Here is a 26,590-nt window from a genome sequence, read left to right as displayed (position 1 = left end):
CGACCACCCACTACTTCTTCTTCGCCGTGGTCTTCTTGGCGGTCGCCTTCTTGGTGGTCTTCTTGGCCGTCGACTTCTTCGCCGTCTTCTTGGCGCCGCGCTTCTGGGGCGCAGGGCCCTTGGCGCGCTTCTCGGCGAGCAGCTCGGCGGCGCGATCGAGCGTGATCGTCTCGTGGTCGTCGCCCTGGCGCAGGGTCGCGTTGTACTCCCCGTCGGTGACGTAGTAGCCGAAGCGCCCGCTCTTGACCGTCACCTTGTTGCCGCTGGCCGGGTCCTCGCCGAGCTCCTTGCCCGGGTTGGCCGCCGCGCGCCCGCGCTGCTTGGGCTGGGCGTAGATCCTGAGCGCCTCGTCGAGGGTGATCGTGAGCAGCTGCTCCTCGGACTCGATCGAGCGGGAGTCCGTGCCCTTCTTGAGGTAGGGCCCGTAGCGGCCGTTCTGGGCGGTGATCTCCTCCCCCGACTCGGGGTCGACGCCGACCACCCGCGGCAGGGTGAGCAGCTGGACCGCCTGCTCCAGGGTGATCTCCTCCAGCGACATCGACTTGAAGAGGGAGGCCGTGCGCGGCTTCTCCTTCTTGGGCGCGTCCTCGGGGAGCACCTCGGTGACGTAGGGGCCGTAACGACCGGCCTTGGCCACGATCGCCAAGCCCGTCTCGGGATGCGTGCCCAGCTCGACGTCGCCGCCGGACTGGTTGGCGATCAGGTCGCGCGCCTTCTCGGGGGTCAGCTCGTCGGGCGGGAGGTCGTCGGGCACGTTGCCGCGCTCGCCGTCGCGGTCCTCGACGTAGGGGCCGTAGCGGCCGACCCGCAGCACGATGCCGTGGTCGCCCTCGCCCTGGGGGTCGGGCACGGGGAACGTCGCGAGCTCGCGGGCGTCGATGTCACCGAGCTCGGTGACCAGCTTGTGCAGGCCCTCGACCGAGTCGCTGCCGAAGTAGAACTCGGCGAGCTCGCTGACCCGGTCCTTCCGGCCGCCCGCGATCTCGTCGAGGATGTCCTCCATGCCCGCGGTGAACTCGTAGGAGACCAGCCGCTCGAAGTGCTCCTCCAGCAGCCGCACCACGGAGAACGCCACCCACGAGGGCACGAGGGCGGAGCCCTTCTTGTAGACGTAGCCGCGGTTGATGATCGTGCCGATGATCGAGGCGTACGTCGACGGGCGCCCGATCTCGCGCTCCTCGAGCTCCCGGACCAGCGTGGCCTCGGTGAACCTGGCCGGCGGCTTGGTCTCGTGGCCCGCCGCCTGCAGCGCGGCCGCGGAGACCTCGTCGCCCTCCTCGACCGCGGGGAGCCGGGCCTGGCTGTCGTCGCTCTCGGACTCGTCGTCACGACCCTCGACGTAGGCCTTGAGGAAGCCGTGGAAGGTGATCACGCGGCCCGACGCGGCGAACACCACGTCCTCGCCGGTGCTCGCCTGGCCGCCGAGGCGCACCGAGACCGACTGGCCGACCGCGTCCTTCATCTGGGAGGCGACGGTGCGCATCCAGATCAGCTCGTAGAGCCGGAACTCCTGGCCCGCCAGCCCGGTCTGCGCCGGGGTGCGGAACGTCTCGCCGGCGGGGCGGATCGCCTCGTGGGCCTCCTGGGCGTTCTTCACCTTGGAGGCGTAGGTCCGCGGGCTGTCGGGGAGGTACTCCGCGCCGTACAGGTCGCGCACCTGGTCGCGGGCCGCGTTGACCGCCGACTGCGACAGCGTCGTCGAGTCGGTCCTCATGTAGGTGATGAAGCCGTTCTCGTAGAGCCGCTGCGCCACCGACATCGCCTGCGAGGCGGTCATCCCGAGCTTGCGGGAGGCCTCCTGCTGCAGCGTCGTGGTGCGGAACGGCGCGTAGGGCTGGCGGCGGTAGGGCTTGGACTCGACCGAGCGGACCTCGAACGTCGTGTCGTGCAGGGCGTTGACCAGCGCCTCGGCCCGGGCGCGCTCCAGGTGGACCACGCCTGAGGACTTGAGCTGCCCGGTGGACTCGAAGTCCGACCCACGGGCGACGCGGGAGCCGTCGACGGCGTGCAGGCGGCCCGGGAACATCCGGTCCTCGTGCCTCTCGCCGGCGTCGAAGGTGCCCTCGATGTCCCAGTAGGACGCGGAGCGGAAGGCGATGCGCGCCCGCTCGCGGTCCACCACGAGACGCGTGGCGACCGACTGGACCCGGCCGGCCGACAGCCGCGGCATGACCTTCTTCCACAGGACCGGCGAGACCTCGTAGCCGTAGAGCCGGTCGAGGATGCGGCGTGCCTCCTGCGCCTCGACGAGGTCGGTGTCGAGCGTGCGGGGGTTGGCGACCGCGGCCTGGATGGCCTGCTTGGTGATCTCGTGGAAGACCATGCGGTGCACGGGCACCTTGGGCTTGAGCTCCTCCTGCAGGTGCCACGCGATGGCCTCGCCCTCGCGGTCCTCATCGGTGGCGAGGTAGAGCTCGTCGGACTCCTTGAGCAGCTTCTTGAGCTTGGTCATGTGCGACTTCTTGTCGCTGCTGACCACGTAGTAGGGCGTGAAGTCGTTGTCCACGTCGACCCCGAGACGCGCCCACGGCTCACCCTTGATCGAGGCAGGGATGTCGGAGGCGCTCTGCGGGAGGTCGCGGATGTGGCCGATCGACGACTCGACGACGTAGCCGGGGCCGAGGTAGCCGGCGATCGTCTTCGCCTTGGCGGGCGACTCGACGATCACGAGCTTCTGGCCCGAGCCGGTCGCGTCCTGTGCCACGTGCGGTTCTCTTCTCTGCAGACGGTGGTTCCCGGGCTCAGGGTGCCACATGGGCGGTGGACGGCCTCACCAGGAACCCGTCGGTGACCAGCCCGCGGACCGTCGCGGCCCCCGCCGCCACGTCCACCGGCTGCCCCAGCAGCTCGCCGATCGCCTCCAGCAGGCGCCCGGCAGGCAGGTCCCCGTCGCTGGCGCCCACGAGCGCGGCCTCGACGGTGTCGACGTGCCGCGCACGCCGGAACCCCCGCTGCTGGCGCAGCACGATCGCCTCCGGGTCGGGCGCCCCGGGCGGCCCGAGGGTCTCCTGGCGTACGTCGGCGCGCGTGCGCCAGGTGCCCGCGAGCAGCGCCGCGTCGTCGAGCCCGGCGAGCAGCTCGACCCGGTCCAGCCAGTCGGCGATCTCGGTGCCGAGCGGCTGCTCGACGTCGTAGGGCCAGTCCTCGAGGCGCACGACGGGTGTTCGGCCCGCTCCGGCCGTGCGGCGCAGCGCCAGCCAGCCCATCCCGATCGCGGTGACCCGCTGCTCCTCGAACCACCGCAGCCACGCGTCGTAGCGGGATGTGTAGTCCGCGGAGCGGTCGTGGCCGGCATCGCGCAGCCACAGCTCGACGTACTGCGCGGGGTCGAGCACCTCGCGCTGCACCACCCAGGCGTCGAGGTCGTCACCGAGCCACCCGCGCACCCGGTCCTCCCACGGCAGCCCGTCCTCGTGGACCCAGTTGGCCAGCACCTGCGCGACCCCGCCCGGGGCCAGGTGCTCGGCCGCACCGGTGACGACCCGGCGGACCATCTCGTCACCGGGGAAGCCGGAGTCGCGGTAGACCAGCCGCTCACCCGTGGCCGGCGAGACCACGAAGGGCGGGTTGGTCACGACGAGGTCGAACTCCTCGCGGCGGACGGGCTCGTAGAGCGACCCCTCCCGCACGTCGAGCGTGACCCCGTTGAGGCGGGCGTTGAGCCGGGTGACGGCGAGCGCCCGCCGGTTGACGTCGGTGGCCACCACGTGGCGGGCGTGCGCGGCGAGGTGCAGCCCCTGGACCCCGCACCCCGTGCCGAGGTCGAGCGCGCGGCCGACCGGCCGTCGTACGGTCAGCTGGGCGAGGGACGAGGAGGCCGACGAGATCCCCAGCACGTGGTCGGAGACCTGCCGGGTCCCCGTGCCGTCGAGGCCGGGGGTGAGGTCGCTGACCACCCACCAGTCGTGGTCCTCGTCGGCGTACGGGCGGACGTCGAGGCGGGCGCGGACGCTCCCGACGCTGCGCTCGAGCACCCCCGCCACGCAGAGCGGGTCGAGCAGACCGGGCAGCGCGCGCTCGACCGCGTCGACGTCGACCGGCGCCTGGAGCGGCCACAGCCGGGTCAGCGTCTCGAGCGGCGACCCACCGGTCGTGGCCCGCATGGCGGGGGTCGTCTCGTTGCGCGACAGGGCGGCGTGGGCGAGGGGGCCGAGCAGGCCGGCCACGGCGTCGTACCGGAAGCCGGCGGCGTCCAGCGCCTCGGCGAGACGGTCGGTGACGGGGTCGGGGAGGAGGGGTGCGTCCACGAGCCCCGAACCTACGTGATGGCGCGGCCCCCAAAAAACGCCTCGTCCGGTCGAGCGGGCGCCGGAGCGCCCGCTCGACCGGACAAGAGCAGAGGGTCAGTCGACCCGGGTGATGTGCCCCGTCGCGTCGTGCGAGGCCGGGTGGGGCTCGGGGTCCTCCCCGATGACCACGCTGCGACGCTTGGAGATCATCACCGCGGCCACGATGATCGCGGTCGCCACGAGGGCGATCGCGATGCGCAGCGCGGTGTTGGCGTCGTCGCCGTAGGTCATCTTGACCACGGCCGCGGCGATGAGCAGCGAGACGAGGTTCATCACCTTGAGCAGCGGGTTGATCGCCGGTCCGGCGGTGTCCTTGAACGGGTCACCGACGGTGTCACCGATGATCGTCGCCTCGTGCGCCGGGGAGCCCTTGCCGCCGTGGACGCCGTCCTCGACGAGCTTCTTGGCGTTGTCCCAGGCACCACCGGAGTTGGCCAGGAAGACCGCCATCAGGGTGCCTGCACCGATCGCACCGGCGAGGTAGGCGCCCAGCGGGCCCGGGCCGAGGCCGAAGCCGACCGCGATCGGGGCCAGGATCGCCAGCAGGCCGGGGGTGGCCAGCTCGCGCAGCGAGTCGCGCGTGCAGATGTCGACGACCTTGCCGTACTCCGGACGGCCGGTGCCCTCCATGATCCCGGGGATGTCGCGGAACTGGCGACGCACCTCGAACACGACCGCACCGGCGGCGCGGCCGACGGCGCTGATCGCGAGGCCCGAGAAGAGGAAGACGACCGCGGCGCCGATCAGCAGGCCGACCAGGTTGGCCGGGTCGGCGATGTTGAGCACACCGAGGAGGCCGAGCTGCTCGTTGGCCGAGAGGTCACCGGCGGCCTGGTCCAAACCCTTGAGGTCCAGGGTGGCGTTGGTGATCGCGTCGGTGAACGAGCCGAACAGCGCGGTCGCGGCGAGCACGGCCGTCGCGATCGCGATGCCCTTGGTGATCGCCTTGGTGGTGTTGCCGACCGCGTCGAGCTCGGTCAGGATCGCCGCGCCGTGGACGTCGACGTCACCCGACATCTCCGCGATGCCCTGGGCGTTGTCGGAGACCGGGCCGAAGGTGTCCATCGCGACGATGACGCCGACCGTGGTCAGCAGGCCGCAGCCGGCGAGGGCGACGGCGAACAGCGAGACCGTGACGGACGCGCCACCCAGGAGGAACGCGCCGAACACGGCTGCCCCGATGACGAGCGCGGTGTAGACCGCCGACTCCAGGCCGACCGCGATGCCCGACAGCACCACGGTCGCGGCACCGGTGAGGGAGGTGCGGCCGACGTCCTGGACGGGCTTGTGCTCGGTGCCGGTGTAGTAGCCGGTGATGTAGAGGATCACCGCGGCCAGCACGATGCCGATGAGCACCGCGAGGGCGCCGATGAGGGCGGGGTTGAAGTCCGTCGACCCGGCGCTCGGGAGGAGTCGGCCCAGGAGGCCACCCCCGGAGCCGGCGTTGTCGAGGTCCTTGCTCGCGGTCGGCAGGTAGATGAACGCCGCCACCGCGCACACGACCGCGGAGACCGCGGCGGAGATGTAGAACGCCCGGTTGATGGTGGTCAGGCCCGACTCGGTGGGCTTGGGGCGGCACAGGTAGATGCCCATGATCGCGGTGAGCGCACCGATGGCCGGGATGATCAGCGGGAACACGAGTCCCTGGTCGCCGAAGGCCACCTTGCCGAGGATCAGCGCGGCGACCAGCGTGACGGCGTAGGACTCGAACAGGTCCGCCGCCATGCCGGCGCAGTCGCCCACGTTGTCGCCCACGTTGTCGGCGATGGTCGCGGCGTTGCGCGGGTCGTCCTCCGGGATGTTCTGCTCCACCTTGCCGACCAGGTCAGCACCGACGTCGGCGGCCTTGGTGAAGATGCCGCCGCCGACTCGCATGAACATCGCGAGCAGCGCGGCGCCGAAGCCGAAGCCCTCGAGGACCGCCGGAGCGTCTCCCTTGTAGATGAGCACGACCGTGGCGGCGCCGAGCAGGCCCAGGCCCACGGTCGCCATGCCGACCACACCACCGGTGCGGAAGGCGATCCTCATCGCCGGGTCACGGCCCTCGGTCTGCGCGGCCGCGGCGACGCGCACGTTGGCGCGGACCGCGAGCGACATGCCGAGGTAGCCGATGGCGGCCGAGAAGCCCGCGCCGACCGCGAAGAAGATCGACCGGCCGATCCTGATGGAGCCGCTCTCTGCGGGCAGCACGAACAGCAGCGCGAACGCGATGACCGCGAAGACCGCGAGCGTGCGGAACTGCCGGGCGAGGTACGCCGAGGCGCCCTCCTGCACGGCCTGACCGATGTTCTGCATGTTGGTGGTGCCTTCGCCGGCGGCAAGGACCTGCTTCCGGAACACCACAGCCATGGCCAGCGCGACGAGCGCGATGACGGCGACGATGATGACCAGGGTCAGGTTGCCACCGGAGAGGTCCACCGCGGTCTCAGCGCTGCGCACGCTGGATGAGACCCGGGACATCCGTTTCCTCCGATTCGGGCTTGCGCCCTCCGTGGTGAGGCGCCGTCGCGTACCCGCAGGAAGGCCCGGAGAGCAGACTCGCCCGACCGGTGGGTGCGTGACGACGCGGAGCCAGCAGTGACGCGGCTCACGCGAACGGCCCGGAGTCTACGTGTCGGCCCCGGTCACCGGGACGCGGCCCACCGCATGGGACCCCGGCGTGTCCCGCCGGAGGCCCGGGAGGTGTGCGTGCGGCGACCGGGTGCGGGTCGGGCTCAGGCCGACCAGCGCAGCCGCACCGAGGTGGCCCCGCCGTCCTCGACGACGTCGACGTCCTCGAGGAGCCCGCGGACCAGCGCCCACGGGTCGGTGGCCAGCGCGGCCAGCTCGGCAGGGCCGCCCGCGGCGTCCTCGGACGGGGCGACCGACGGGCCACTGATCTCGGCGACCAACCCCTCCTCCACGCGGAGGGTGACGCTGACCTGGTCGGCGGAGGCACTCGCCACGGACTCGTCCTCGGGTGCCACACCGACCATCACCGCGCAGGTCTCGCCGATGGCCAGGCGCACCTCCTCCACGGCGGCGGCGTCGAGGCCGGCGCGCCGCGCGAGGGAGGCCGCGACCAGTCGGACCGTGCGGACCAGCGACGGGTCACGCGTGATGGTGAGGGAGACCTCGCGGTCGTGCGTGTCTCCGGGAAGGGTGCCGGCAGTCATGAGGGGAGGAGGCCCGGTCGGTCTCGGCCCGCGCTCAGTGAGCCGGCTCGGCGGAGGTCGCCTCGGCCTGCGTGGCGTGGATCGCGAAGACCTTGCCCAGGCCCGTGATGCGGAAGATCTTGAGCAGGCGCTCCTGGGTGCAGACCAGGCTGAGCGAGCCGCCGTTGGTGCGCACCTTCTTCAGCCCGCCGACGAGGACACCGAGGCCGGTGGAGTCCATGAACTCCACACCCTCCAGGTCGACGACGAGGTTGAGGTTGCCGGCGTCGACGAGCTCGGTGATGCGGTCGCGGAGCTTGGGTGCGGTGTAGACGTCGATCTCACCACCCACCTCCAGGACGGTGTGCTCGTTGTCCTGCCGGGTCTCGAGAGACAGGTCCACGTGAACTCCTGGTCGCAAGTATTGGTGCCGACGGGGTGGTCCCGTCCCAGCGCTCATTGAATCAGACTTGCGAGACTGTCCGGGTGGCATCACCACCCTCCGCCCCTGCGGATCGTCAGGAGGGCGGCTCCCGGGTGGGCTCGGACCGGGTCGGGGACCCCCGTCCCGACCCGCTGACGGACGAGTCGTCCGGCGCGCTGTCGCGGCTCCTCGCCGTCGACCCGGAGCGCGCCGACCGGCTCCGTCACGTCCGGCGTCTCCCCGCCCGCGAGGGGCGTACGGCGCCGTGGCCGGACTGGGCCGCGCCGGAGCTGGTGCGGTCGCTGCAGGCCCGCGGCGTGCACCAGCCGTGGGAGCACCAGGTGCTCGCCGCCGAGCACGCGCACGCGGGCCGGCACGTCGTCCTGGCCACGGGGACGGCCTCGGGCAAGTCACTGGCCTTCCAGCTCCCGGCGCTGACCGCGGTGCTCGGCTCGCGCCGGGGCCGGCGGCGCGGGGCGACGGTGCTCTACCTCAGCCCCACCAAGGCGCTCGCGCAGGACCAGCTGGCTGGTCTCGGCCGTCTCGGTGTGCCGGGCCTCGCCGCGTGCACCGTCGACGGCGACAGCTCGCCGGAGCAGCGGCAGTGGGCCCAGGAGCACGCGGAGTACGTCCTGACCAACCCCGACCTGTTGCACCACGGACTGCTGCCGGGCCACCAGCGCTGGGCAGGCTTCCTGTCGCGGCTGTCCTACGTCGTGGTCGACGAGTGCCACCACTACCGCGGCGTCTTCGGGGCCCACGTCGCGGCCGTGCTGCGGCGGCTGCGCCGGGTCTGCACGGCGTACGGCGCGTCCCCGACCTTCGTGCTGGCCTCGGCCACGGTGCGGGACCCGGCCGCCTCGGCCCTGGCGCTGACCGGCCTGGAGTGCGTGCCGGTGCAGGAGGACACCGCACCGCGCGGCCCGGTCACCCTCGCCCTGTGGGAGCCCCCGCTCCTCGACGGCGGTGGGGAGCAGGACGCCCGCACGCGGCGGAGCGCCACGGCGGAGTGCGCCGACCTCATGGCGGACCTGGTCGCCCACGACGTCCACACCCTCACCTTCGTCCGGTCACGTCACGCCGCCGAGACCGTGGCCCTGCAGGCCTCGCAGCGGCTGCGCCCGGTCGCCCCGGCCCTGGCCGGGCGGGTGGCGGCCTACCGCGGTGGCTACGTGCCGGAGGAGCGCCGGCGCCTGGAGGCGGACCTGCGCAGCGGCGAGCTGGTCGGCGTCGCCGCCACCAACGCGCTCGAGCTGGGCGTGGACATCAGCGGGCTCGACGCGGTGCTGATCGCGGGCTACCCCGGCAGCCGCGCGTCGTTCTGGCAGCAGGTCGGCCGGGCCGGGCGCGACCGGGGGCCCGCGCTCGCCGTGCTCGTGGGCCGCGACGATCCCCTCGACACCTATCTCGTCGACCACCCGGACGTCCTCCTCGGTGCCCCGCTGGAGCCGACGGCACTGGACCCGACCAACCCGCACGTCGTCGGGCCCCACCTCTGCGCGGCGGCGGCCGAGGTGCCCCTCACCGACGACGACCTGGGGCTCTTCGGGGACCGGGCGTTGGAGGGCGCGATCGCGCTCGCGGCGGCCGGGCTGTTGCGGCAACGGGGTGCGCGGTGGTTCTGGACCGGCGCCGGCCGGCCCTCCGACCTCGCGGACCTGCGCTCCTCCGGCGGGGCGCCCGTCGCCCTCGTCGAGACGGGCAGCGGCCGGGTCGTCGGCACGGTCGACGTGGCCTCGGCGCCGGCCCTGGTGCACCAGGGTGCCGTCCACCTGGTGCAGGGCGAGACCTGGCTGGTGGACCGGCTCGACCTCGACGAGGGCGTGGCCGAGCTGCACCGCGAGGACCCGGGCTTCACCACCACCGCCCGCTCCGTCACCGAGCTCGAGGTGCGTCACGAGACGGCCGAGCGCACGTGGGGGGACAGTCGCGTGGTGCGGGGCGAGGTCGAGGTGACCCGGCAGGTCGTGTCGTTCCTCCGCCGCGCCGCGGACACCGGGGTCGTCCTCGGCGAGGAGCTGCTGGACCTCCCGGCCCGCTGCCTCCCGACGGTCGCGGTGTGGTGGACCGTCCCGGAGACGCGCTGGGCGGCGGCCGGCCTCACCAGGACGACCGTCGCCGGCGGCGTGCACGCGCTCGAGCACGCGGCGGTCGGTCTGCTGCCCCTGGTGGCAGGGTGCGACCGCAGCGACCTCGGCGGCCTCTCGGCGGTGGTCCACCCCGACACCGGCGAGCTCACGGTCTTCGCCCACGACGCCCACCCGGGAGGGGCGGGGTTCGCCGACCAGGGCTTCGCCCGCGCACGGGCGTGGCTGAGCGCCACCCACGACGCGGTCGCGTCCTGCGACTGCACCGACGGGTGCCCCTCGTGCGTGCAGTCCCCTCGTTGCGGGAGCGGCAACGACCCGCTGGACAAGGCCGCCGCCCTGGTCCTGCTCGACCTGCTGCTGGCGGAGGCGGACGAGGACGAGCCGTCTCACCCGGCCGGCTCCTGACGGTCGCGTGGCCCGGCGTGGGCACGCGCCTGCACCACGACCCGGTGCCCCATGAGCACGACGGACACCGACCCCACCACCCGGACCTGCTCGCCGACCACGCGGCACGACCGCAGTGACGCCCGGTCGAGCCGCGCCATCCGGACCGCCGCCGGACAGGCGTCCTGGCCGTGCTGCACCGCGACCGCACCGGCCAGCGCGGCCAGGTCGGCCGCCGCCGCGGCACGGCGCTGGGCCACCAGCACCTGCCCGCCGGCCGTGCCGGCCAGACCGAGAGCGACGAGCACGCCACCGAGACCCAGGGCGACCGGGACGGCGAACCCGCCCTCGCCGTGGGTCACGACGGCTCCGCCGCGGCCACCGCGCGGGAGTGCACGGTCGGGGCCGGGAGGTGCCGGAACACCCCGCCCGGCCCTCGCACGCGGACCCTGACCACCGCGACCACGGTGTCGCCGTGGCGCTCGAGCCGGACGCTCGCCCCGTCGGGGGCGACCTGCCGCCCGGCCCGCACCGCCACCGCGTCGCCGTCACCCCGGGCCCCCACCCGGGCCACCTCGCGGGCGCCGTCGACGACCCTGACCTGGGCGACCACGAGCGAGAGGCACCAGACGAGCCCGAGGCAGAGCGCGACCAGGACGGGCAGCACCGCCGCCGCCTCCGCGGTCACGGCCCCCGTCTCCGCCCGCGCGGTGCCCGGGGCCGGGGGCCCGCCGGCGCGGCGGCCCCGGCGCACGATCGCCGGCCGCGCGGAGGCCCGGTGACCTCCGCGGACCTCCACGCAGGCCATCTCAGCGGACCCCGACGAGACCCAGGAAGAACTCCAGGATCCTCTTCAGGATCGCCATGCCGGCCTCGCTGGTGAGGAACTTGATCAGCACCCCCGCGAACCCGCAGCCCGCGGCCGTGACCGCGGCGTACTCCGCGCTGACCGCGCCCATCTCTCGACGCGTCCGCGCCACCGGTGACGTGACCATCCTTGACCTCCTCGATCGTCCGGGCTCGGTGCCCGGGCTGTGTTGACGGGCCGACTCTCGTCGCGGTCGGGCACCTCCCGCTGGGGCGGCCGCCGATCTGCGGAGAGGGGGCCACTCCCTCGGCCTGGGGAGGGCATCGGGCCCCGCGCGGGCCGCCGCACGACGGCCGCACGACGGCCGCGCGCGGCCCTCAGCCGATGCCGAGGCGGCCGACGGTGCCGGCCACCAGGGGGACCACGCCGAGCAGGACGAAGGCGGGGAGGAGACAGGCGGCCAGCGGCGCGGTGGCCCGCACCTCGACCTGGCGCACCCGCTCGAGCGTGCCGGCGCGCGTGGCCGCGCGCAGGTCGGCGCCCAGCCGGTCGAGCGCGTCGGCGACGGGGGCCCCGCTGGCCGTGGCCCGCCTCAGGCAGGCCCCGAGCCGACCGAGCAGGCGGTCGTCCGCGAGCTCGGTCCACACCGTCGAGGGGTCGGCCCCGAGGCGCAGCCGCTCGGACCACGGGCGCAGCTCCTCGGCCATGGCGGGGTGCACCACCCGCCGCACGCGCTCGAGCGCCTCCTCCGGAGCAGCGCCGGCGACCATGAGGGAGGCGAGGAGGTCCACCACGTGCGGGAGCTCCTGCTCGACCGCCACGCGCCGTCGTCGTGCGGTCCGGGTCTCGGCGGACGCCACCTTGCGGCGTACGCCGAGCGCGACCACGGCGGCCGCCACCAGTCCCAGCGGGCCCGGGGCGACCAGCAGCACGCCCGCGCCGGCGGCCAGGGCAGCCCACGTCGCGGGGGCCGGGGCAGCTCGTGCCCGTGCGGGCCGGGCCTCGCGGTCGCGCCCGGGCACGGGCCGCGGCGCCGGTGGGAGGCACAGGGCGGCGGCCGCCGCGGCGAGGACGGCGGCCACCCAGGCGGTGGTCACTGGTCCTCCACCGCGCTGCGCGCGATGCGTTCGATCCACATCAGCCCGACCCCGAGGAGGCCGGTGCCGGCGAGGAGGCAGACCTGCCCCGGCACGGTGGCCAGGAGCACGTGCCACGGGTCGGCCCCGGCACCCTGCGCCCCGACGAGGAGGAGCAACGGGAGCGCCGAGACCATGCGCGCCGTCGCCCGGGTGGCGGCCAGCTCGGTGCGCACCTGTCGCCGCGCGGCCTGGTCGGCGCGCACCGTCTCGAGCACGAGGTCGAGGGCGTGCACGAGGCCCGAGCCACTGCTCGCGCACAGCTCCCAGGCTCCGGCCGCACGCCGGAGCACGTCGGCGCCCGGACGGGCGGCGAGGTCGCGCAGCGCGTCGGGCACGTCGCCGCCGAGCCGGGCACGCAGGGCGACCGGGGCGAGGTCGGGCCACACCCGGGACGCTCCGTCGAGGGCCGGCGCGAGGGGCCGGCCGGCCCTCAGCTCGCCCACGAGGGCCTCGCAGGCGTCGAGCACCGACTGCTGCCGACCCGCCGCGTCCCGCTCGGCGCGGGCCGCCGCCCGCAGCCGGACCACCACGAGACCGGCCACCGCGACCGCCCCCAGCACGAGAGGCCCGGCGGGCGACAGGGTCGCGAGCAGGAGGACACCGCCCCCGAGCACCCCGGCCTCGGCGACCGGCCTGAGCGGACGTCCGCGCGCGCGGGACCCCGCCTCTGCCGGTGCCTGCACCACGGCCGGTCCGGTCGGCCGGTCCGGCAGCGCCACGAGCACGGCGAGCGCAGCCGCCGCCGCGGCCACCCAGGCGGTCACGACCGACCCGCGAGCAGGGCGGCGAGCCGGTCGGCGCCGGGCCCCTCGAGGGCCGCGCCGTCGCGGGGGAACCGCACCGCCGACTCCGCCCGGCACGCGCCGTCGCCCGACCGGTGCAGGACGGCCACCTCCCCCAGGCGGCGGAGCCCGTCGGGGTCGCGCCCGCAGTGCAGGACCACCTCGACCGCGCTGGCCAGCTGGGCGTGGGCCGCCGAGGACGGGAGCCCGGCCGCGAGGCAGAGGCCCTCCACGCGGGTCACGACGTCGGCCGCGGAGTTGGCGTGGACGGTGCCGCAGCCGCCGCGGTGGCCGGTGTTGAGCGCCGCCAGCATGTCCACGACCTCGGCGCCCCGCACCTCGCCGACCACCAGCCGGTCCGGGCGCATGCGCAGGCCCTGCCTCACCAGCGTGCGCAGGTCGACGGCACCGGCCCCCTCCACGTTGGCCGGCCGCGCCTCCAGCCCGACGACGTGGGGATGGGCCGGGTCGAGCTCGGCGGTGTCCTCGACCAGCACGAGGCGCTCACGCGGGTCGACCAGGCTGAGCAGCGCGTTGAGGACGGTGGTCTTGCCGGCCCCGGTCCCGCCCCCGACCAGGAACGCCAGCCGCGCGTCGACCACCTGCCGCAGCAGTGCCGCCCCGTCGCCGGTGAGGGACCCCGCGGCCTCCAGCTCGGCCAGGGTGAACACCCGCCGCCGCGGCACCCGCAGCGAGATCGACGTGCCCGGCCGGGCCAGCGGGGCGAGCACGGCGTGGAAGCGGGTCCCGTCGGCCAGGCGTACGTCGGCATAGGGAGTCGCGTCGTCGAGCCGCCTCCCTGCCCGGGCCGCGAGCCGCTGCGCGAGACGGCGCACCGCGGCGTCGTCGGGGAACGTGACCGCCGCCGGCTCCAGGCCCTCACCGCGGTCGACGAAGACCTGGTCGGGCCCGTTGACGACCACGTCGGTCACCCCGTCGAGCCGCACCAGGTCCTCGAGGGGACCGGCCCCGACCACGTCGCGGCGGAGCGCGTCGAGCACCGTCAGCACGGTCGCGTCGCCCACCGGTCGGCCCTCGCTGCGCAGCACCCTCGCCACGGCCGCCGGGGTCAGCGACCCCTCCCCTCCCTCGGCGGCCAGGCGGTCACGGACGCGGGCGACGAGGGCCGGGTCGGGCGAGGCGGGCAGGGCGGGCGAGGCGGGCGGGGCGGCCGGGGCGGGCGGGGCGGGACGGTCGGCGGGCGGCACGGACGAGAGCGGCATGCCTGGCACGATCCTGCGCGGCGGCGACGGTGCCGGCCCGCCCGTCCCGTCGTGGGGACAGCCGGCTGCTCGGTCGACCTGCGGACGGGAAGTGGCCCCGACCGGCTCGACCACCGGCAGGAGCCCGCTCCCGTCCCGGCGGGGTGCTCACGGGCGCACGGTGACCGAGGACTCGGGGTCGTAGCGCCACGACCACACGGCCGCGCCCAGCGCGGTGGTCAGGACCACCAGCGAGAACGAGAGGGCCCAGCGCAGCGCGACGCCCGGGTCGTCGTACGACGAGAGCGCGACCTGGTAGGTCGTCATCACCACCGCGGCGCCGATCGAGGCGCCGATGCGCTGACCGGTCTGCACCGCACCCCCGGCCGCCCCGCCCATGCGGGTCGGGACGTCGGCGAGGGTCAGGGTGAAGTTCGGCGAGACCACGGCACCGCCGCCCAGCCCCGCCACGAGCAGCGGGACGCCGAGGACGAGCCACAGCCACCTGCCGCCACCGACCGGCGGGACCATCAGCGTCACCGACAGGATGCCGCTGATCATCACCAGGAGGGCCCCGACCGTGACCCGGCGACCGATCCTCGACACGACCCGACCGGCCACCGGCGAGGCGACCGCGGACCCGACCGCGAAGGGCACCAGCAGCAGGCCGGTCGCGAGGGCGGTGCGGTCGACGCCGTCCTGGAGGTAGACGCTGAGCACCAGGAAGATCCCGGTGAACCCGGTGAAGTAGAGCGTGCCCACGACGATGCCACTGGCATAGCCGGGCACCTGGCGCAGCAGCCCGATGTCGAGCAGCGGCGCGCCTCCCCGCCGGACCACCCGGCGCTCCCACCGGACGAACCCGGTCGTCAGCACGGGCACCAGCAGCAGGAGCAGGAGCGGGGTGCGCGACCCGCCCTCGACCCGCACCACAGGGAAGAGCACGAGCAGCACGGTGAGCCCGAGGAGCAGCGCGCCGACCAGGTCCAGCCGGGTGTCCCCGTCGCCGTCCGGGTCGCGTCCCGGCACCATCGCCCGGATCGCCACGAGCAGCACCAGCCCGATGGGCACGTTGACCAGGAAGATCCAGCGCCACCCCGAGTCCGGCCCGACCAGCGCGATGATCAGCCCACCGAGGACCGGGCCGACCGCGGAGGACACCGAGACGGTGAGGCCGAACAGGCCGAAGGCCGTGCCGCGCTCGGGCCCCTTGAAGAGGGTCTGGATGAGCCCGGAGTTCTGCGGCGTGAGCAGCCCCGCGGCGCACCCCTGCACCAGTCGCGCGGCGACCAGCACCCCGATCGAGGGCGCCAGCCCGGCCGCGGCGCTCGCGGCGATGAAGCCGGCGAGGCCGATCAGCATCATCCGGCGGCGGCCGTAGGCGTCGCCGAGCCGGCCGCCGGTCACCAGCGTGAGACCGAACGTGAGCGCGTAGCCCGAGACCACCCACTGGATCGAGCCGGCTGAGGTCTCCAGCGCCGAGCGCATCGAGGGGATCGCGACGTTCACGATCGTCACGTCGAGCAGCACCATGAACCCGACCGTCAGCGTGACGCCGAGGATCCGCCAGCGTGCCGGGTCGGGGGCGCCCTGCCCCACCCCGGTCGACCCTCGCACCCGCTCAACCTAGACAGGACGACCAACCTCCCGCGCCACGGCGGCGAGCACGTCCCGGGCCGCCCGGGCGAGGGGCGAACGGCGCGACCGCACAGCGCCGAGACCGGCCGCGAGGTGCTCGTCCAGGCTCCGCTGCGCCCGCAGCACTCCCCACAGCGGGAGACCCGCCAGCCGCGCGACGTCCTCGGGCAGCGCTCCGCGCTCCGTGCGTACGACGACCCCGGCGGCGACCCCGGGCGGGACCAGGGCCCGGACCCGCGCCGCCCCGGCCGTGCCGGCGAGGGACGGCGAGGCCACGACGACCACCGCGTCGCACAGCGCGAGCAGCTCCCGGGTCGTGGTGGAGCGCGGCACGTCGAGCACGACCAGGCCGTGCCCCCGCCGGGCCGCCGTGAGCACCTCGTGCACGACCCGTCGAGGCAGCTCGGCCGTCGGGGTGTCGGCGGCCCACCCCAGCACCCCCAGCCCGTCGCGGGAGGGCAGGCTCTCGCGCAGCGCCCGCGCCCCGACCCGGCCGTCGAGCTCGGCCAGCTCGGCCCAGCCCGTGCTCGTCGTCCCGTCCGGCGAGGTGCCTGCCAACGCACCTGCCGGCAGGCCCCACGGGTCCAGGTCGACCAGGAGTGCCGGTGAGTCCCGGGCCGCGAGCTCTGCCACCGCCAGGGCCAGCACGCTCGCGCCCACCCCGCCCGAGGCTCCGAGCACGCCCACGACCTGTCCCGCCACCGGGTCCCCGGACCTGTCCCCGAGGTCGGAGAGCCAGGCCCGGAGCGCGGGGGCGTCGCCGGGCAGCTCGACCACGCCGCCGGCGCCGAGGGCCAGGGCGCCGCGCAGCGTCGGCTCGTCGGCGGGACCGTCCACGACGACCCAGACCTCGTCGCGCCGGCCGGGGAGCCGGTCGGCCACGGTCGGGGCCACGTCGTCGCCGACCAGCACCGCGGGTGCGGCCCGCCAGCGCTCGGCGAGCCGCGGTGCGTCGGCGGGCGCCAGCAGCTCGACCCCGACGTTGGCGGCCGCGGCGAGCCGCATCACCTCTCCACGCAGGGTCGGGTGAGCGGTGACGAGGAGCAGGGCCGGGTCGGTCATGCGGCCAGGGTGGCCCGAGCGGCGGCTCGCGCCCGGGCGCGGGGCGACGCCTGTGCACGACGCACGGGACCCGGGGCCCTGTGGACGGGGACCGGCCCGGGGGCGCGGAGGAAAAATGAGCGGGCCCCTGGCGAGGGGGGAAAGCCAGGGGCCCACAGTCATCCGGATCAGGGGGGATCGACCCGGATCACGACCAGCGAGGGGGGATCGCTGGGTGCGTCCGAGCCGGGTCAGTCTCGCGGAGACCCGGCGCGGTGCATCGAACGGGATAGTACCGGAACTCGCCGCGCTGCGGATAGGAAAGGTGGCCCTGTCGCGGCGCGCGTCGTGTGACGGATGCGACGGTTGTGGTCCGGGCTCGGGGACGACCCGGCACACTGGAAGCTGTGAGCACCCGTCGACTCGGCCGTCCCGCGGCGTTCTTCGACCTGGACAAGACGATCATCGCCAAGTCCAGCGCGCTCGCGTTCAGCAAGTCGTTCTACGCCCGTGGCCTGATCAACCGCCGCCTGGTCCTGCGCAGCGCCTACGCGCAGTTCATGTTCCTCGTCGGCGGCGCCGACCACGACCAGATGGAGAAGATGCGCCGCTTCCTCTCCCAGATGGTCACCGGCTGGCCCGTCGACAGCGTGCGGGAGATCGTCGCCGACACCCTGCACAACATCGTCGACCCGATCGTCTACGACGAGGCGGTCAGCCTGATCGAGGACCACCACCTCGCGGGCCGCGACGTCATCATCGTCTCGGCCAGCGGCTCCGAGATCGTCGAGCCGATCGGCGAGCTCATCGGCGCAGACGCGGTCATCGCCAGCCGTCTGGCGGTGGAGGCCGGTCGCTACACCGGCGGCATCGAGTACTACGCCTACGCCGAGAACAAGGCCACCGCGATCCAGGAGCTCGCCCGCCGCCGCGGCTACGACCTCGACCGCAGCTTCGCCTACTCCGACTCCATCACCGACGTGCACATGCTCGAGGTCGTCGGCCACCCCTACGCGGTCAACCCCGACAAGGAGCTGCGCCGGGTCGCGGAGAGCCGCGGCTGGCCCGTCCTCTCCTTCACCCGACCGGTCGCGCTCGGCGCGCGCATGAAGCTGCCGGGGAGCAGGTCCACGATGACCGCCCTCGGCGTCGGCACGGCGGTCGTGGTCGGCAGCGCGATCTACCTCTCCGTGCGCCGGCGGCTCGACGGCGCGGGAGCCTGACCGACACGCCCACCCGGGTCCCGGGGGCGATGTCAAGCCTTGTCCGGCCCCCCGCTCCGGCGTACAAATGAGGCACGGACAACTCGACACAGACCCACACATGGGCTGGGTACCCACGCGGTGACCGACCTTCTTGAGGCCGTCAGCACCGGGGACATCCCCCGGGCGACGTACATGGTGCACGCCTGGTAGCCCGAGGTCCTGTGTGTCAGTGGGCGGCACTCCTCCGGGAGCGCCGCCCACTGTTGCGTGCGGAGCCCCCGAGGGTGCCCGCCTAGCCCTTGAGCGGGCTGGCCTCGGCGCCGGCGGCGTAGGCCTCGGCGGCGTAGAGCAGCCAGGCGTGGACGCCGCTGCGGCCACCCTGGGCGTAGCCGCGGAGGTTGGACTCGTACTGCGGGCGGTTGGCCAGGTGCCCGGCCTCCGGGACGGTGAGCGAGGTGGGGTCGACCGCGCGGGCGACCAGCACCAGCCGCTCGAGCGCGCGGGCGACGATGCCGTTGTGGGACACGAACGGCGCGAGGGTGAGCACCTCGGCGTGCGCCACCGCGGCGACCACCAGGCCCGGCGCGGACGTGCGGCCGGTCAGCACCGAGGCCAGGCTGCGCAGGCGGCCGCGGTCGACGTCGGCCCGGGGACGGCCGAGGTCCTCGTCGACGACGTAGCCCTTGGCGGCCGTCATGTGCAGCCGCACCAGCACCTGCAGCGGCGAGTGCTCGAGCACGGGCAGCAGCGACATCAGCTCGGTGGACACCCGCAGCGCGGCGGTCGCGACCTCGTCGCCGGACCCGGCGCGCGACTCCTCCAGCGACGACGCGGACCCCTCGAGGACCGCACTCGCGTGCGCGCCGCGGAGCAGCGACTCCCCGGTCAGGTCGGCCGTCGTACGACGGAGCCCGCGGTCGCGGAGCATCGCGTCGATGCCGTCCCGGGTGCCCGCCATCGCGGAGCCGACGCCTTCCAGGGAGGCCAGTGCGGCGAGGGGGTCAGGGGTCGCGTCGGGCATGAGCGGCAGGCTAGTACCCGGCTCGCCGCGGGGTAGATTGGGCGCCGACATGGACTCCTCCTCCCGCCCCGGCGCCGCCCGCGACCAGCAGCGCACCTCCTTCGCCCTCGTGGCCGACGAGTACGCCCGCTCCCGCCCCGGCTACCCGGTCGAGGCCGCGCGCTGGCTGGTCGGGACCCGTCCCTCCTCGGTCATCGAGCTCGGCGCCGGCACCGGCAAGCTCACCGCGCGCCTCCTCGAGCTCGGCCACGACGTGCTCGCCACCGACCCGCTGCAGGAGATGCTCGACCACCTCGTCGAGCAGCACCCCGACGTGCGGGTCGCGCAGGCCCCCGCCGAGCAGATCCCGGCCGCGACCCGCAGCGTGGACACCGTGGTCGCCGCGCAGGCCTTCCACTGGTTCGACCACCCGGTCGCGCTCAAGGAGATCGCCCGGGTGCTCAAGCCCGAGGGCCGCATCGCCCTGGTGTGGAACCAGCGCGACGAGCGCGTGCCGTGGGTGCGCAAGCTGACCGCCCTCCTGGGCGAGCCGCCGGACGACACCGACTGGGCCGAGGTGCTCATCTCCTCGGGCCTCTTCGGCTACGTCGAGACCGAGACGTTCCGCCACTGGCAGCCGCTGCGCAAGCAGGACCTGCGCGAGCTGGTGCTGTCCCGCTCCTACGTCGCGGTGATGGACCCCATGGCCCAGGACCGCCTGCTGCGCAAGGTCGACGAGCTGTTCGACGCCTACGACCGCGGCCCCGACGGCCTGCTGCTCCCCTACCTCACCCGCTGCTTCCGCGCCGTCGTGCGACCGCGCGGCATCATCGAGGAGCCCGAGCACAGCCGCGACCTGACCGAGGCGGCCCGGGCCGTCCGCGACGCGCAGGGGCCCGACGGCCCGTCCGCCACGGCCGTGCCCCACGAGGACGACCCGGCGACCACGCTGATCGACTTCCGCTGACGGCTAGGGCGTCTCCTCGGGCATCCACCCGCCGTACACGTCGACGAGCGCGGCCACCCCGTCGTCGTACGGCGTGACGCGCAGCTCCCAGCGCACGTCGCCGGGGCCGTCCACGGGCGACCCCTCCGCGCGGTAGCCCTCGGCCTTCAGCGCCTTGGCGAGCTCGTCGGCGTCCTCCGAGGACAGGAAGTGCACGGGTCCGGTGTCGGCCATGCGCAAACCCTAGGGGAGCGCTGGGCGGCGTCCTATCGTGAGCGCGTGACCAGCCCGCCCACCCCACGGCGCCGGCGGTGGCGCCGCGGACGGTGGGGCTCGCACCTCGGCAGCGACACCGACCGGGCGACGCTGCGGGCGCTGCGGACCGCGCTGCGCACGGCCTCGGCCCTGCGCGGCGGCCTCACCGAGCAGGCCGCGCAGCGGTCGGTCGACGACCTGCGCTCGCTGGTCGGCAGCGCCTCGCTGGTCCTCACCGACGACAGTCGCGTGATGGCCTGGTCCGGGGACTTCGACCACCACCGGGAGCACGCCGAGGCCGCAGCGCGCGGGCGGCCCCACCAGACCGTGGTCCTCGGACGGCGCGACGTGGAGTGCCAGGACCTCCCCTGCCCGGTCGCCGCCGCGGTCGTGTGCCCGCTCGTGGTCGAGGGCGTCGTGGTCGGCACCGTCCAGGTCTTCACCGTGCGGGCCAACGCCGGCCTGCTCAGCGCGGTGGAGGAGGTCGCGGCCTGGGTCTCGGGCCAGCTCGAGCTCGCCGCGCTGGACGCCAGCCGCACCCGGCTGATGGAGGCCGAGGTCCGGGCGCTGCGCGCGCAGATCAGCCCGCACTTCATCTACAACTCGCTCAACGCGATCGCCTCGTTCGTGCGCACCGACCCGGGCAAGGCGCGCGAGCTGCTGCTCGACTTCGCCGACTTCACCCGCTACTCCTTCCGCCGTCACGGCGAGTTCACGACCCTGGCCGAGGAGCTGCGGTCGATCGAGCGCTACCTCGTGCTCGAGCAGGCCCGCTTCGGGGACCGGCTGCGCGTGAGCCTCCAGGTCGACCCCGAGGTGCTCGGGGTGACCGTCCCGTTCCTCTGCCTCCAGCCGCTGGTGGAGAACGCCGTCCGCCACGGCCTGGAGTCCCGCGAGGGCCCCGGGCTGGTGGAGATCGTCGCGGTCAACCGCGACCAGGAGGCGGTGATCTCGGTGGAGGACGACGGCGTCGGCGAGGACCCCGAGCACGTCCGCCAGGTGCTGGCCGGCACCTCCGACAGCGACTCGGTCGGGCTCGGCAACGTCGACGGGCGGCTCCGCTCGGCGTTCGGCGACGAGTACGGCCTGGTCGTCGAGACGGCGCTGGGAGCCGGCACCAAGGTGACGCTGCGGGTGCCCAAGTTCGCGGCGGGGGTGCACGCGTGAGCGAGCGCAGCGAGCGAGCCACCGACTCACGCCTGGCTCCGCCGCCGGGCGCAGCGAAGGCGGTGGAGACGTGAGCCTGACCGTGCTCGCCGTCGACGACGAGCGCCCCGCCCTCGACGAGATCGGCTGGCTGCTCGAGCGCGACGAGCGGGTGGGCACGGTCCTGGTCGCCGACTCGGCCGCCGACGCCCTGCGCCTGCTCCAGGAGCACCAGGTCGACCTCGTCCTCTCCGACATCCGCATGCCGGGGCTCAGCGGGCTCGAGCTGGCCCAGGTGCTGCGGCGCTTCCGCGAGCCGCCCCAGGTCGTCTTCGTGACGGCGTACGACGCCCACGCGGTCGAGGCGTTCGAGGTCGGGGCCGTCGACTACCTGCTCAAGCCGGTGCGCGAGACCCGGCTGGCCGAGGCGATCCGCCGGGCGATCGAGGCGCCGGGTGCGGCGCCGGGCGAGGAGGAGCCGATCGCCGTCGAGGTCGGCGGGGTCACCCGGTTCGTGCGGCGCGGCGAGGTGCGCTACGTCGAGGCACACGGCGACTACACCCGTCTGCACACCCCGCAGGGGAACCCGCTGGTGCGCATCCCGCTGGCCAGGCTGGAGGCCGAGTGGGCCGACGCCGGCTTCGTGCGCATCCACCGCTCGACGCTGGTCGCCCTGGCCCACGTGCGCGAGGTGCGCGTGGAGAACGGCACCGTGATCGTGCTGGTGGGCGACGAGGAGCTGGTCGTCTCGCGGCGGCACGCGCGCGAGGTGCGCGACCTGCTCGTGCGCCGGTCGGGCGGAAGCCGGTGAACCAGCCGCCCCGGCGGGTGCGGGTCACCAGCCCCCGGACGTCCGCCGGCGCGGCCCGCCAGCGACCGGCGCCGCTGACCTCCGAGATCGACCGGCGCACCTCCCTGGGCTCGGTCTACCTCGGCTCGCTGCTCCGCGCCCAGCTGCGGCTCGCGGGCGGCGTGCTGGGCACGGTGCTGCTCGTGACCGGTGCCCTCCCCCTGCTCTTCGCCTGGTTGCCCGGCCTGAGCCGCGTGATCGTGCTCGGGGTCCCCCTGCCGTGGGTGGTCCTCGCGTTCGCGGCCTACCCCGGTTTCGTGGTCGCCGGCTGGTTCTTCGTGCGGCGGGCCGAGGCCAACGAGGCCACCTTCACCTCCCTGGTCCACCCGGAGGACGAGGCGTGAACGACACGCAGTCGGTGGCCGGCATCGTGGCGGTGGCCCTGGTCGCGGTGGTGACGCTCGCAATCGGCGCCTACGGGTGGCGGTTCTCGCGCACCACGAGCGACTTCCTGGTCGCGTCGCGGTCGGTCGGACCCGGGTGGAACGCCAGTGCGATCGGCGGGGAGTACCTCTCCGCCGGCTCCTTCCTCGGGGTCGCCGGGCTCGTGCTCGCCTTCGGGTCCGACATGCTCTGGTACCCCATCGGCTGGACCGGCGGCTACCTGGTGATGCTCGCCCTCGTGGCCGCGCCGCTCCGGCGCTCGGGGGCCTACACGGTCCCCGACTTCGCCGAGGCGCGGCTCGAGTCGCTGCAGGTGCGTCGCTTCACCGCCCTGCTCGTGGTCGCCCTCGGCTCGCTCTACCTCATCCCGCAGTTCGAGGGGGCCGGCCTCGCGCTGGGCATCGTGGCCGGCACCGAGCCGTGGCCCGGCGCCACCGTCGTCGGCGCGGTCGTGCTCGGCAACGTGCTGCTCGGAGGGATGCGCAGCATCACGTTCGTGCAGGCGTTCCAGTACTGGCTCAAGCTCTCCGCCCTGCTCGTGCCCGTCCTGTTCCTGCTCGGGGTGTGGCTCGGGGACGGCGCCCCGAGCCCCGCCGAGGGCGTGGGCGGAGCCGCCTGGGCGGACCCGGCCGCCACCTCCGGCGGGTCGGTCGGCCCAGGTCTCTACTCGACGTACTCCATCATCGTGGCGACGTTCCTCGGCACCGTCGGCCTGCCGCACGTGGTCGTCCGCTTCTACACCAACCCCGACGGCCGCCAGGCCCGCCGCACGACGCTGGTGGTGCTGGTGCTGCTCGGCCTGTTCTACGTCCTGCCCCCGGTGTACGCCGCCCTCGGCCGGCTCTACGCCTCCGACCTGGTCGCCGCCGGCAAGGCCGACTCGGTGGTCCTCACACTGCCCGGCCGGATGGTCGGCGGGGACCTCGGGACCGCCCTGTCGGCGCTCACCGCGGCCGGCGCGTTCGCGGCGTTCCTCTCCACCTCGGGCGGCCTGACCGTCGCGGTCGCCGGCGTGCTCAGCCAGGAGCTGCAGCGGCGACGGGCCGCCACGACCGTGCGGGACCCCCGTGCCGGTGTGCGCCCTTTCCAGGCGTCCGCCGTCGTCGCCCTCGCGCTGCCCCTGCTCGTCGCGCTCGCCGTGCAGGGCGTCGGCGTGGCGGAGGCGGTCGGCCTGGCGTTCGCCTTCGCCGCCTCGACGCTCGCCCCGCTCATCCTGCTCGGCATCTGGTGGCGCGGGCTGACCGACGCGGGCGCGCTCGCGGGCATGGCCGTGGGCGGCGCCGCCGCCGGAGTCGCCATCGTCGACACCTGGCTGGGGACCGCCCACGGCGGCTGGCTCGGGGTCCTGCTCACCCATCCGGCGGCGTGGTCGGCGCCCCTGGCGTTCGCCGCCATGGTCGTCGTGTCCTGGCTGACCCCCCACCGGGTGCCGCTGCACGTCGACACCACGATGGTGCGCCTGCACACGCCCGAGGCCCTGCCGCTCGACCGCGGTCCCGCCCTGCGCTGACCGTTCGTCGCGCCTGCGCGACCGCTGACCGACGCCGCGGTCCGTCCGCCGACTGGTGACCGCCCGCCTCTCGCCGACGTCCGCCGCGCGTTCCTAGCGTGAGCCACCTCACGTCGCCGCCTCCCGCCGGTGGTCGACCCCGTGAGCCACAGAAGGGCTGTCACCCGTGACCCAAGCGATGCCTCCCGAGCGCAGTGCGGCGCGCCTGCACACGCACGCCGACCCCAACGACCCGCTCTACGCCGAGCTGGCGGCCGGCGAGGACTTCCAGGAGCTCCGCCGGCGCTACCGCGCCTTCGTCTTCCCGTGGACGATCGCGTTCCTGGTCTGGTACCTGCTGTTCGTCGCCCTCTCCAACTGGGCGCCCGGCTTCATGGGCACCAAGGTGCTCGGCAACATCAACCTGGGCCTGGTCATGGGGCTGCTGCAGTTCGTGACCACCTTCGGCATCGCGTGGCTCTACTCCACGCACGCGGCCCACCAGTTCGACCCGCTGGCCGACAAGCTCAACGCGGAGTACGAGGCCAAGCGGGGTGAGCGTCGATGAGCGCCCTGTCCGTCGCGCACGCGCTCCCGCACGTCGCCGCCAAGGCAGCGGAGTCAGGTGGCACCGACCACCAGCTGTTCACCTCCCTGCTCTTCGGCGCGATCGTGCTCGCCACCATCGGCGTCACCGTGTGGGCCAGCCGGTCCACGTCCGGCGCGGCCGACTACTACGCCGGCGGGCGCAACTTCTCCGGCTTCCAGAACGGTCTCGCGATCGGCGGCGACTACATGTCGGCCGCGTCGTTCCTCGGCATCTCCGGCGCCATCGCGCTGGCGGGCTACGACGGCTTCCTCTACTCGATCGGCTTCCTCGTCGCCTGGCTGGTCGCCCTGCTGCTCGTCGCCGAGCTGCTGCGCAACTCCGGCCGCTACACGATGGCCGACCAGCTCGCCTACCGGATGCACCAGCGCCCGGTCCGCACGGCGGCCGCGGTCAGCACCGTCGTCGTCTCGGTGTTCTACCTGCTCGCGCAGATGGTCGGCGCCGGCGCGCTCGTCGCGCTGCTGCTCGGCGTGGAGGACCAGGGCGTCAAGAACTTCACGATCGTGGGGGTCGGCGCGCTGATGATCTTCTACGTCACCGTCGGTGGCATGAAGGGCACGACCTGGGTGCAGATCATCAAGGCCTGCCTGCTCATGGTCGGCTCGGCCGTGATCGTGGTGCTGGTCCTCAAGGAGTTCAGCTTCAACCTCTCCGACCTGCTCGGCACCGCGGGCGACCGCTACGCCGAGGGCGCCAACGCGGCCGCTGCCGCGGCGGGCAAGCCGGAGGCCGCGACGGCCGGCCAGTTCCTCGAGCCGGGCCTGAAGTACGGCCTCAACATGACCAGCAAGCTCGACTTCTTCTCGCTCGGTCTCGCCCTGGTGCTCGGCACCGCCGGCCTGCCGCACATCCTGATCCGCTTCTACACCGTCCCGACCGCCCGCGACGCGCGCAAGTCGGTGCTCTGGGCGATCGGCCTGATCGGCACCTTCTACCTGTTCACCCTCGTCCTCGGCTTCGGCGCCCGCGCCCTGCTCAACGGCGACGACATGGCCAAGGTGGTCGAGAGCAAGGGCAACCTCGCCTCCCCGCTGCTGGCCCAGGCCGTCGGCGGCGGCGAGGGTACGACGGGCGGCGCGATCCTGCTCGCCGTCATCGCCGCGATCGCCTTCGCGACGATCCTGGCCGTGGTGGCCGGGCTGACCCTGGCCTCGTCGACCTCGGTCGCCCACGACCTCTACAACTCGGTGCTGCGCCGCGGCGAGGCCACCGACAAGGAGGAGATCAAGGTCGCCAAGACGACCGCGTTCGTGCTCGGCGCGATCGCGATCGGGCTGGCCATCCCCGCGCAGAACCTCAACATCGCCTTCCTCGTGGCGCTGGCCTTCGCGGTCGCCGCCTCGGCCAACCTGCCGGCGATCCTCTACAACATGTTCTGGCGTCGCTTCAACACCCGCGGCGCGGTGTGGAGCATCTACGGCGGCCTGATCAGCTCCCTCGGGCTGGTGCTGTTCTCGCCGGTGATGTCCGGCAAGACCGACCCGGTCACCGGGGCCAACCTGTCCCTGCTGCCGGCCGGCGTCGACATCTCGTGGTTCCCGCTGGAGAACCCCGGCCTCGTGTCGATCCCGATCGGCTTCCTGCTGGGCTTCCTCGGCACCGTCACGACGAAGGACCGCGAGGCGGTCCAGGAGTTCGACGAGCTCGAGGTCCGCTCCCTCACCGGTGCGGGCGCCGAGGGCGCCGTCGCGCACTGATCCGGCCCCGTCCGGCCGCGCCCGCGAGTCCGCGGGCGCGGCCGGCCCCTGTTTCGTCCATCCCCCCGTGGCTAGGG

The 26,590-nt window shown here is 74.3% G+C and carries 24 protein-coding genes; 9 read left to right on the top strand and 15 right to left on the bottom strand.

What is annotated here, in order from left to right:
* Positions 1-10 precede the first annotated feature (10 nt).
* The 5 genes from topA to J2S63_RS12005 all read right to left on the bottom strand — a co-directional run bounded on the left by topA (position 11) and on the right by J2S63_RS12005 (position 7,826).
* Positions 11-2,704, bottom strand: a complete 2,694-nt coding sequence (gene topA, locus J2S63_RS12025) for a type I DNA topoisomerase (protein ID WP_310302365.1) — start codon at positions 2,702-2,704, stop codon at positions 11-13.
* 37 nt (positions 2,705-2,741) lie between these two features.
* Complete coding sequence (locus J2S63_RS12020) at positions 2,742-4,247, bottom strand: DUF7059 domain-containing protein (RefSeq protein WP_310302361.1); 1,506 nt, start codon at positions 4,245-4,247, stop codon at positions 2,742-2,744.
* Positions 4,248-4,343: 96 nt separating this feature from the next.
* Entirely contained in the window at positions 4,344-6,728 is a 2,385-nt protein-coding gene (locus tag J2S63_RS12015) for a sodium-translocating pyrophosphatase (protein ID WP_310302359.1), read from the bottom strand.
* A gap of 275 nt (positions 6,729-7,003) precedes the next feature.
* A complete protein-coding gene (locus J2S63_RS12010; protein WP_310302356.1) occupies positions 7,004-7,444 on the bottom strand; it encodes an ATP-binding protein in 441 nt (146 codons plus the stop codon).
* Between the two features lie 34 nt (positions 7,445-7,478).
* Entirely contained in the window at positions 7,479-7,826 is a 348-nt protein-coding gene (locus tag J2S63_RS12005; protein ID WP_310302353.1) for an anti-sigma factor antagonist, read from the bottom strand.
* 83 nt (positions 7,827-7,909) lie between these two features.
* On the opposite strand from J2S63_RS12005, the gene sftH reads away from it, so the two are divergent.
* Entirely contained in the window at positions 7,910-10,342 is a 2,433-nt protein-coding gene (gene sftH, locus J2S63_RS12000; protein WP_310302351.1) for a DNA 3'-5' helicase SftH, read from the top strand.
* Here sftH and J2S63_RS11995 read toward each other — a convergent pair.
* The 8 genes from J2S63_RS11995 to ssd form a co-directional block, all read right to left on the bottom strand.
* On the bottom strand, positions 10,324-10,683 hold the full coding sequence (locus tag J2S63_RS11995; protein ID WP_310302348.1) for an Rv3654c family TadE-like protein: 360 nt from the start codon (positions 10,681-10,683) through the stop codon (positions 10,324-10,326). The genes sftH and J2S63_RS11995 overlap by 19 nt on opposite strands.
* Positions 10,680-11,120: a TadE family type IV pilus minor pilin gene (locus tag J2S63_RS11990; protein ID WP_310302345.1), complete on the bottom strand. Its 441-nt coding sequence runs from the start codon at positions 11,118-11,120 to the stop codon at positions 10,680-10,682. Before J2S63_RS11990 ends, J2S63_RS11995 begins: the two co-directional genes overlap by 4 nt.
* A gap of 10 nt (positions 11,121-11,130) precedes the next feature.
* On the bottom strand, positions 11,131-11,316 hold the full coding sequence (locus J2S63_RS11985) for a DUF4244 domain-containing protein (protein WP_310302342.1): 186 nt from the start codon (positions 11,314-11,316) through the stop codon (positions 11,131-11,133).
* Between the two features lie 190 nt (positions 11,317-11,506).
* On the bottom strand, positions 11,507-12,226 hold the full coding sequence (locus J2S63_RS11980; RefSeq protein WP_310302339.1) for a type II secretion system F family protein: 720 nt from the start codon (positions 12,224-12,226) through the stop codon (positions 11,507-11,509).
* Entirely contained in the window at positions 12,223-13,032 is an 810-nt protein-coding gene (locus J2S63_RS11975; protein WP_310302336.1) for a type II secretion system F family protein, read from the bottom strand. Before J2S63_RS11975 ends, J2S63_RS11980 begins: the two co-directional genes overlap by 4 nt.
* Positions 13,029-14,273: a TadA family conjugal transfer-associated ATPase gene (locus J2S63_RS11970; RefSeq protein WP_310302331.1), complete on the bottom strand. Its 1,245-nt coding sequence runs from the start codon at positions 14,271-14,273 to the stop codon at positions 13,029-13,031. Before J2S63_RS11970 ends, J2S63_RS11975 begins: the two co-directional genes overlap by 4 nt.
* A 147-nt stretch (positions 14,274-14,420) precedes the next feature.
* Complete coding sequence (locus J2S63_RS11965; RefSeq protein ID WP_310302329.1) at positions 14,421-15,869, bottom strand: MFS transporter; 1,449 nt, start codon at positions 15,867-15,869, stop codon at positions 14,421-14,423.
* 9 nt (positions 15,870-15,878) lie between these two features.
* On the bottom strand, positions 15,879-16,952 hold the full coding sequence (gene ssd, locus J2S63_RS11960; protein ID WP_310302326.1) for a septum site-determining protein Ssd: 1,074 nt from the start codon (positions 16,950-16,952) through the stop codon (positions 15,879-15,881).
* Positions 16,953-17,338: 386 nt separating this feature from the next.
* On the opposite strand from ssd, the gene J2S63_RS11955 reads away from it, so the two are divergent.
* Complete coding sequence (locus J2S63_RS11955; protein ID WP_310302323.1) at positions 17,339-18,154, top strand: HAD family hydrolase; 816 nt, start codon at positions 17,339-17,341, stop codon at positions 18,152-18,154.
* A gap of 274 nt (positions 18,155-18,428) precedes the next feature.
* On the opposite strand, the gene J2S63_RS11950 is transcribed toward J2S63_RS11955, so the two are convergent.
* On the bottom strand, positions 18,429-19,157 hold the full coding sequence (locus J2S63_RS11950; RefSeq protein ID WP_310302320.1) for an oxidoreductase: 729 nt from the start codon (positions 19,155-19,157) through the stop codon (positions 18,429-18,431).
* Positions 19,158-19,206: 49 nt separating this feature from the next.
* Between J2S63_RS11950 and J2S63_RS11945 the strand changes: the two genes are divergently transcribed.
* Positions 19,207-20,103 carry a class I SAM-dependent methyltransferase gene (locus J2S63_RS11945; protein ID WP_310302317.1) on the top strand — a complete coding sequence of 299 codons (897 nt, stop codon included), beginning with the start codon at positions 19,207-19,209 and terminating at the stop codon, positions 20,101-20,103.
* Positions 20,104-20,106: 3 nt separating this feature from the next.
* Here J2S63_RS11945 and J2S63_RS11940 read toward each other — a convergent pair whose 3' ends face one another.
* Positions 20,107-20,316 carry an SPOR domain-containing protein gene (locus J2S63_RS11940; RefSeq protein ID WP_310302314.1) on the bottom strand — a complete coding sequence of 70 codons (210 nt, stop codon included), beginning with the start codon at positions 20,314-20,316 and terminating at the stop codon, positions 20,107-20,109.
* 45 nt (positions 20,317-20,361) lie between these two features.
* Between J2S63_RS11940 and J2S63_RS11935 the strand changes: the two genes are divergently transcribed.
* The 6 genes from J2S63_RS11935 (at position 20,362) to J2S63_RS11910 (ending at position 26,513) form a co-directional block, all read left to right on the top strand.
* Entirely contained in the window at positions 20,362-21,504 is a 1,143-nt protein-coding gene (locus J2S63_RS11935) for a sensor histidine kinase (protein WP_310302312.1), read from the top strand.
* A gap of 70 nt (positions 21,505-21,574) precedes the next feature.
* The gene (locus J2S63_RS11930; protein WP_310302309.1) at positions 21,575-22,294 is read left to right on the top strand and encodes a LytR/AlgR family response regulator transcription factor; all 720 of its coding nucleotides are present in this window, start codon (positions 21,575-21,577) and stop codon (positions 22,292-22,294) included.
* Positions 22,291-22,677: a DUF485 domain-containing protein gene (locus J2S63_RS11925; protein ID WP_310302307.1), complete on the top strand. Its 387-nt coding sequence runs from the start codon at positions 22,291-22,293 to the stop codon at positions 22,675-22,677. The genes J2S63_RS11930 and J2S63_RS11925 overlap by 4 nt, the downstream gene beginning before the upstream one ends.
* Complete coding sequence (locus tag J2S63_RS11920; RefSeq protein WP_310302304.1) at positions 22,674-24,227, top strand: sodium/solute symporter; 1,554 nt, start codon at positions 22,674-22,676, stop codon at positions 24,225-24,227. Before J2S63_RS11925 ends, J2S63_RS11920 begins: the two co-directional genes overlap by 4 nt.
* A 166-nt stretch (positions 24,228-24,393) precedes the next feature.
* Positions 24,394-24,774, top strand: coding sequence for a DUF485 domain-containing protein (locus J2S63_RS11915; protein WP_310302301.1), 381 nt, complete (start codon positions 24,394-24,396; stop codon positions 24,772-24,774).
* Positions 24,771-26,513: a monocarboxylic acid transporter gene (locus J2S63_RS11910; protein WP_310302298.1), complete on the top strand. Its 1,743-nt coding sequence runs from the start codon at positions 24,771-24,773 to the stop codon at positions 26,511-26,513. Before J2S63_RS11915 ends, J2S63_RS11910 begins: the two co-directional genes overlap by 4 nt.
* Positions 26,514-26,590 lie beyond the last annotated feature (77 nt).

The sequence above is a fragment of the Nocardioides marmoribigeumensis genome (assembly GCF_031458325.1).
Taxonomy (GTDB): Bacteria; Actinomycetota; Actinomycetes; order Propionibacteriales; family Nocardioidaceae; genus Marmoricola_A; species Marmoricola_A marmoribigeumensis.
This window is presented reverse-complemented; position numbering and strand designations above follow the sequence as displayed.

What these genes read in the sequence shown, in the direction of transcription:
- J2S63_RS12010 (WP_310302356.1), bottom strand. Translation starts at nt 7,444, where the DNA reads ATGACTGCCGGCACCCTTCCCGGAGACACGCACGACCGCGAGGTCTCC.
- J2S63_RS11985 (WP_310302342.1), bottom strand. Translation starts at nt 11,316, where the DNA reads ATGGTCACGTCACCGGTGGCGCGGACGCGTCGAGAGATGGGCGCGGTC.
- J2S63_RS11970 (WP_310302331.1), bottom strand. Translation starts at nt 14,273, where the DNA reads ATGCCGCTCTCGTCCGTGCCGCCCGCCGACCGTCCCGCCCCGCCCGCC.
- ssd (WP_310302326.1), bottom strand. Translation starts at nt 16,952, where the DNA reads ATGACCGACCCGGCCCTGCTCCTCGTCACCGCTCACCCGACCCTGCGT.
- J2S63_RS11950 (WP_310302320.1), bottom strand. Translation starts at nt 19,157, where the DNA reads ATGCCCGACGCGACCCCTGACCCCCTCGCCGCACTGGCCTCCCTGGAA.
- J2S63_RS11945 (WP_310302317.1), top strand. Translation starts at nt 19,207, where the DNA reads ATGGACTCCTCCTCCCGCCCCGGCGCCGCCCGCGACCAGCAGCGCACC.
- J2S63_RS11940 (WP_310302314.1), bottom strand. Translation starts at nt 20,316, where the DNA reads ATGGCCGACACCGGACCCGTGCACTTCCTGTCCTCGGAGGACGCCGAC.
- J2S63_RS11910 (WP_310302298.1), top strand. Translation starts at nt 24,771, where the DNA reads ATGAGCGCCCTGTCCGTCGCGCACGCGCTCCCGCACGTCGCCGCCAAG.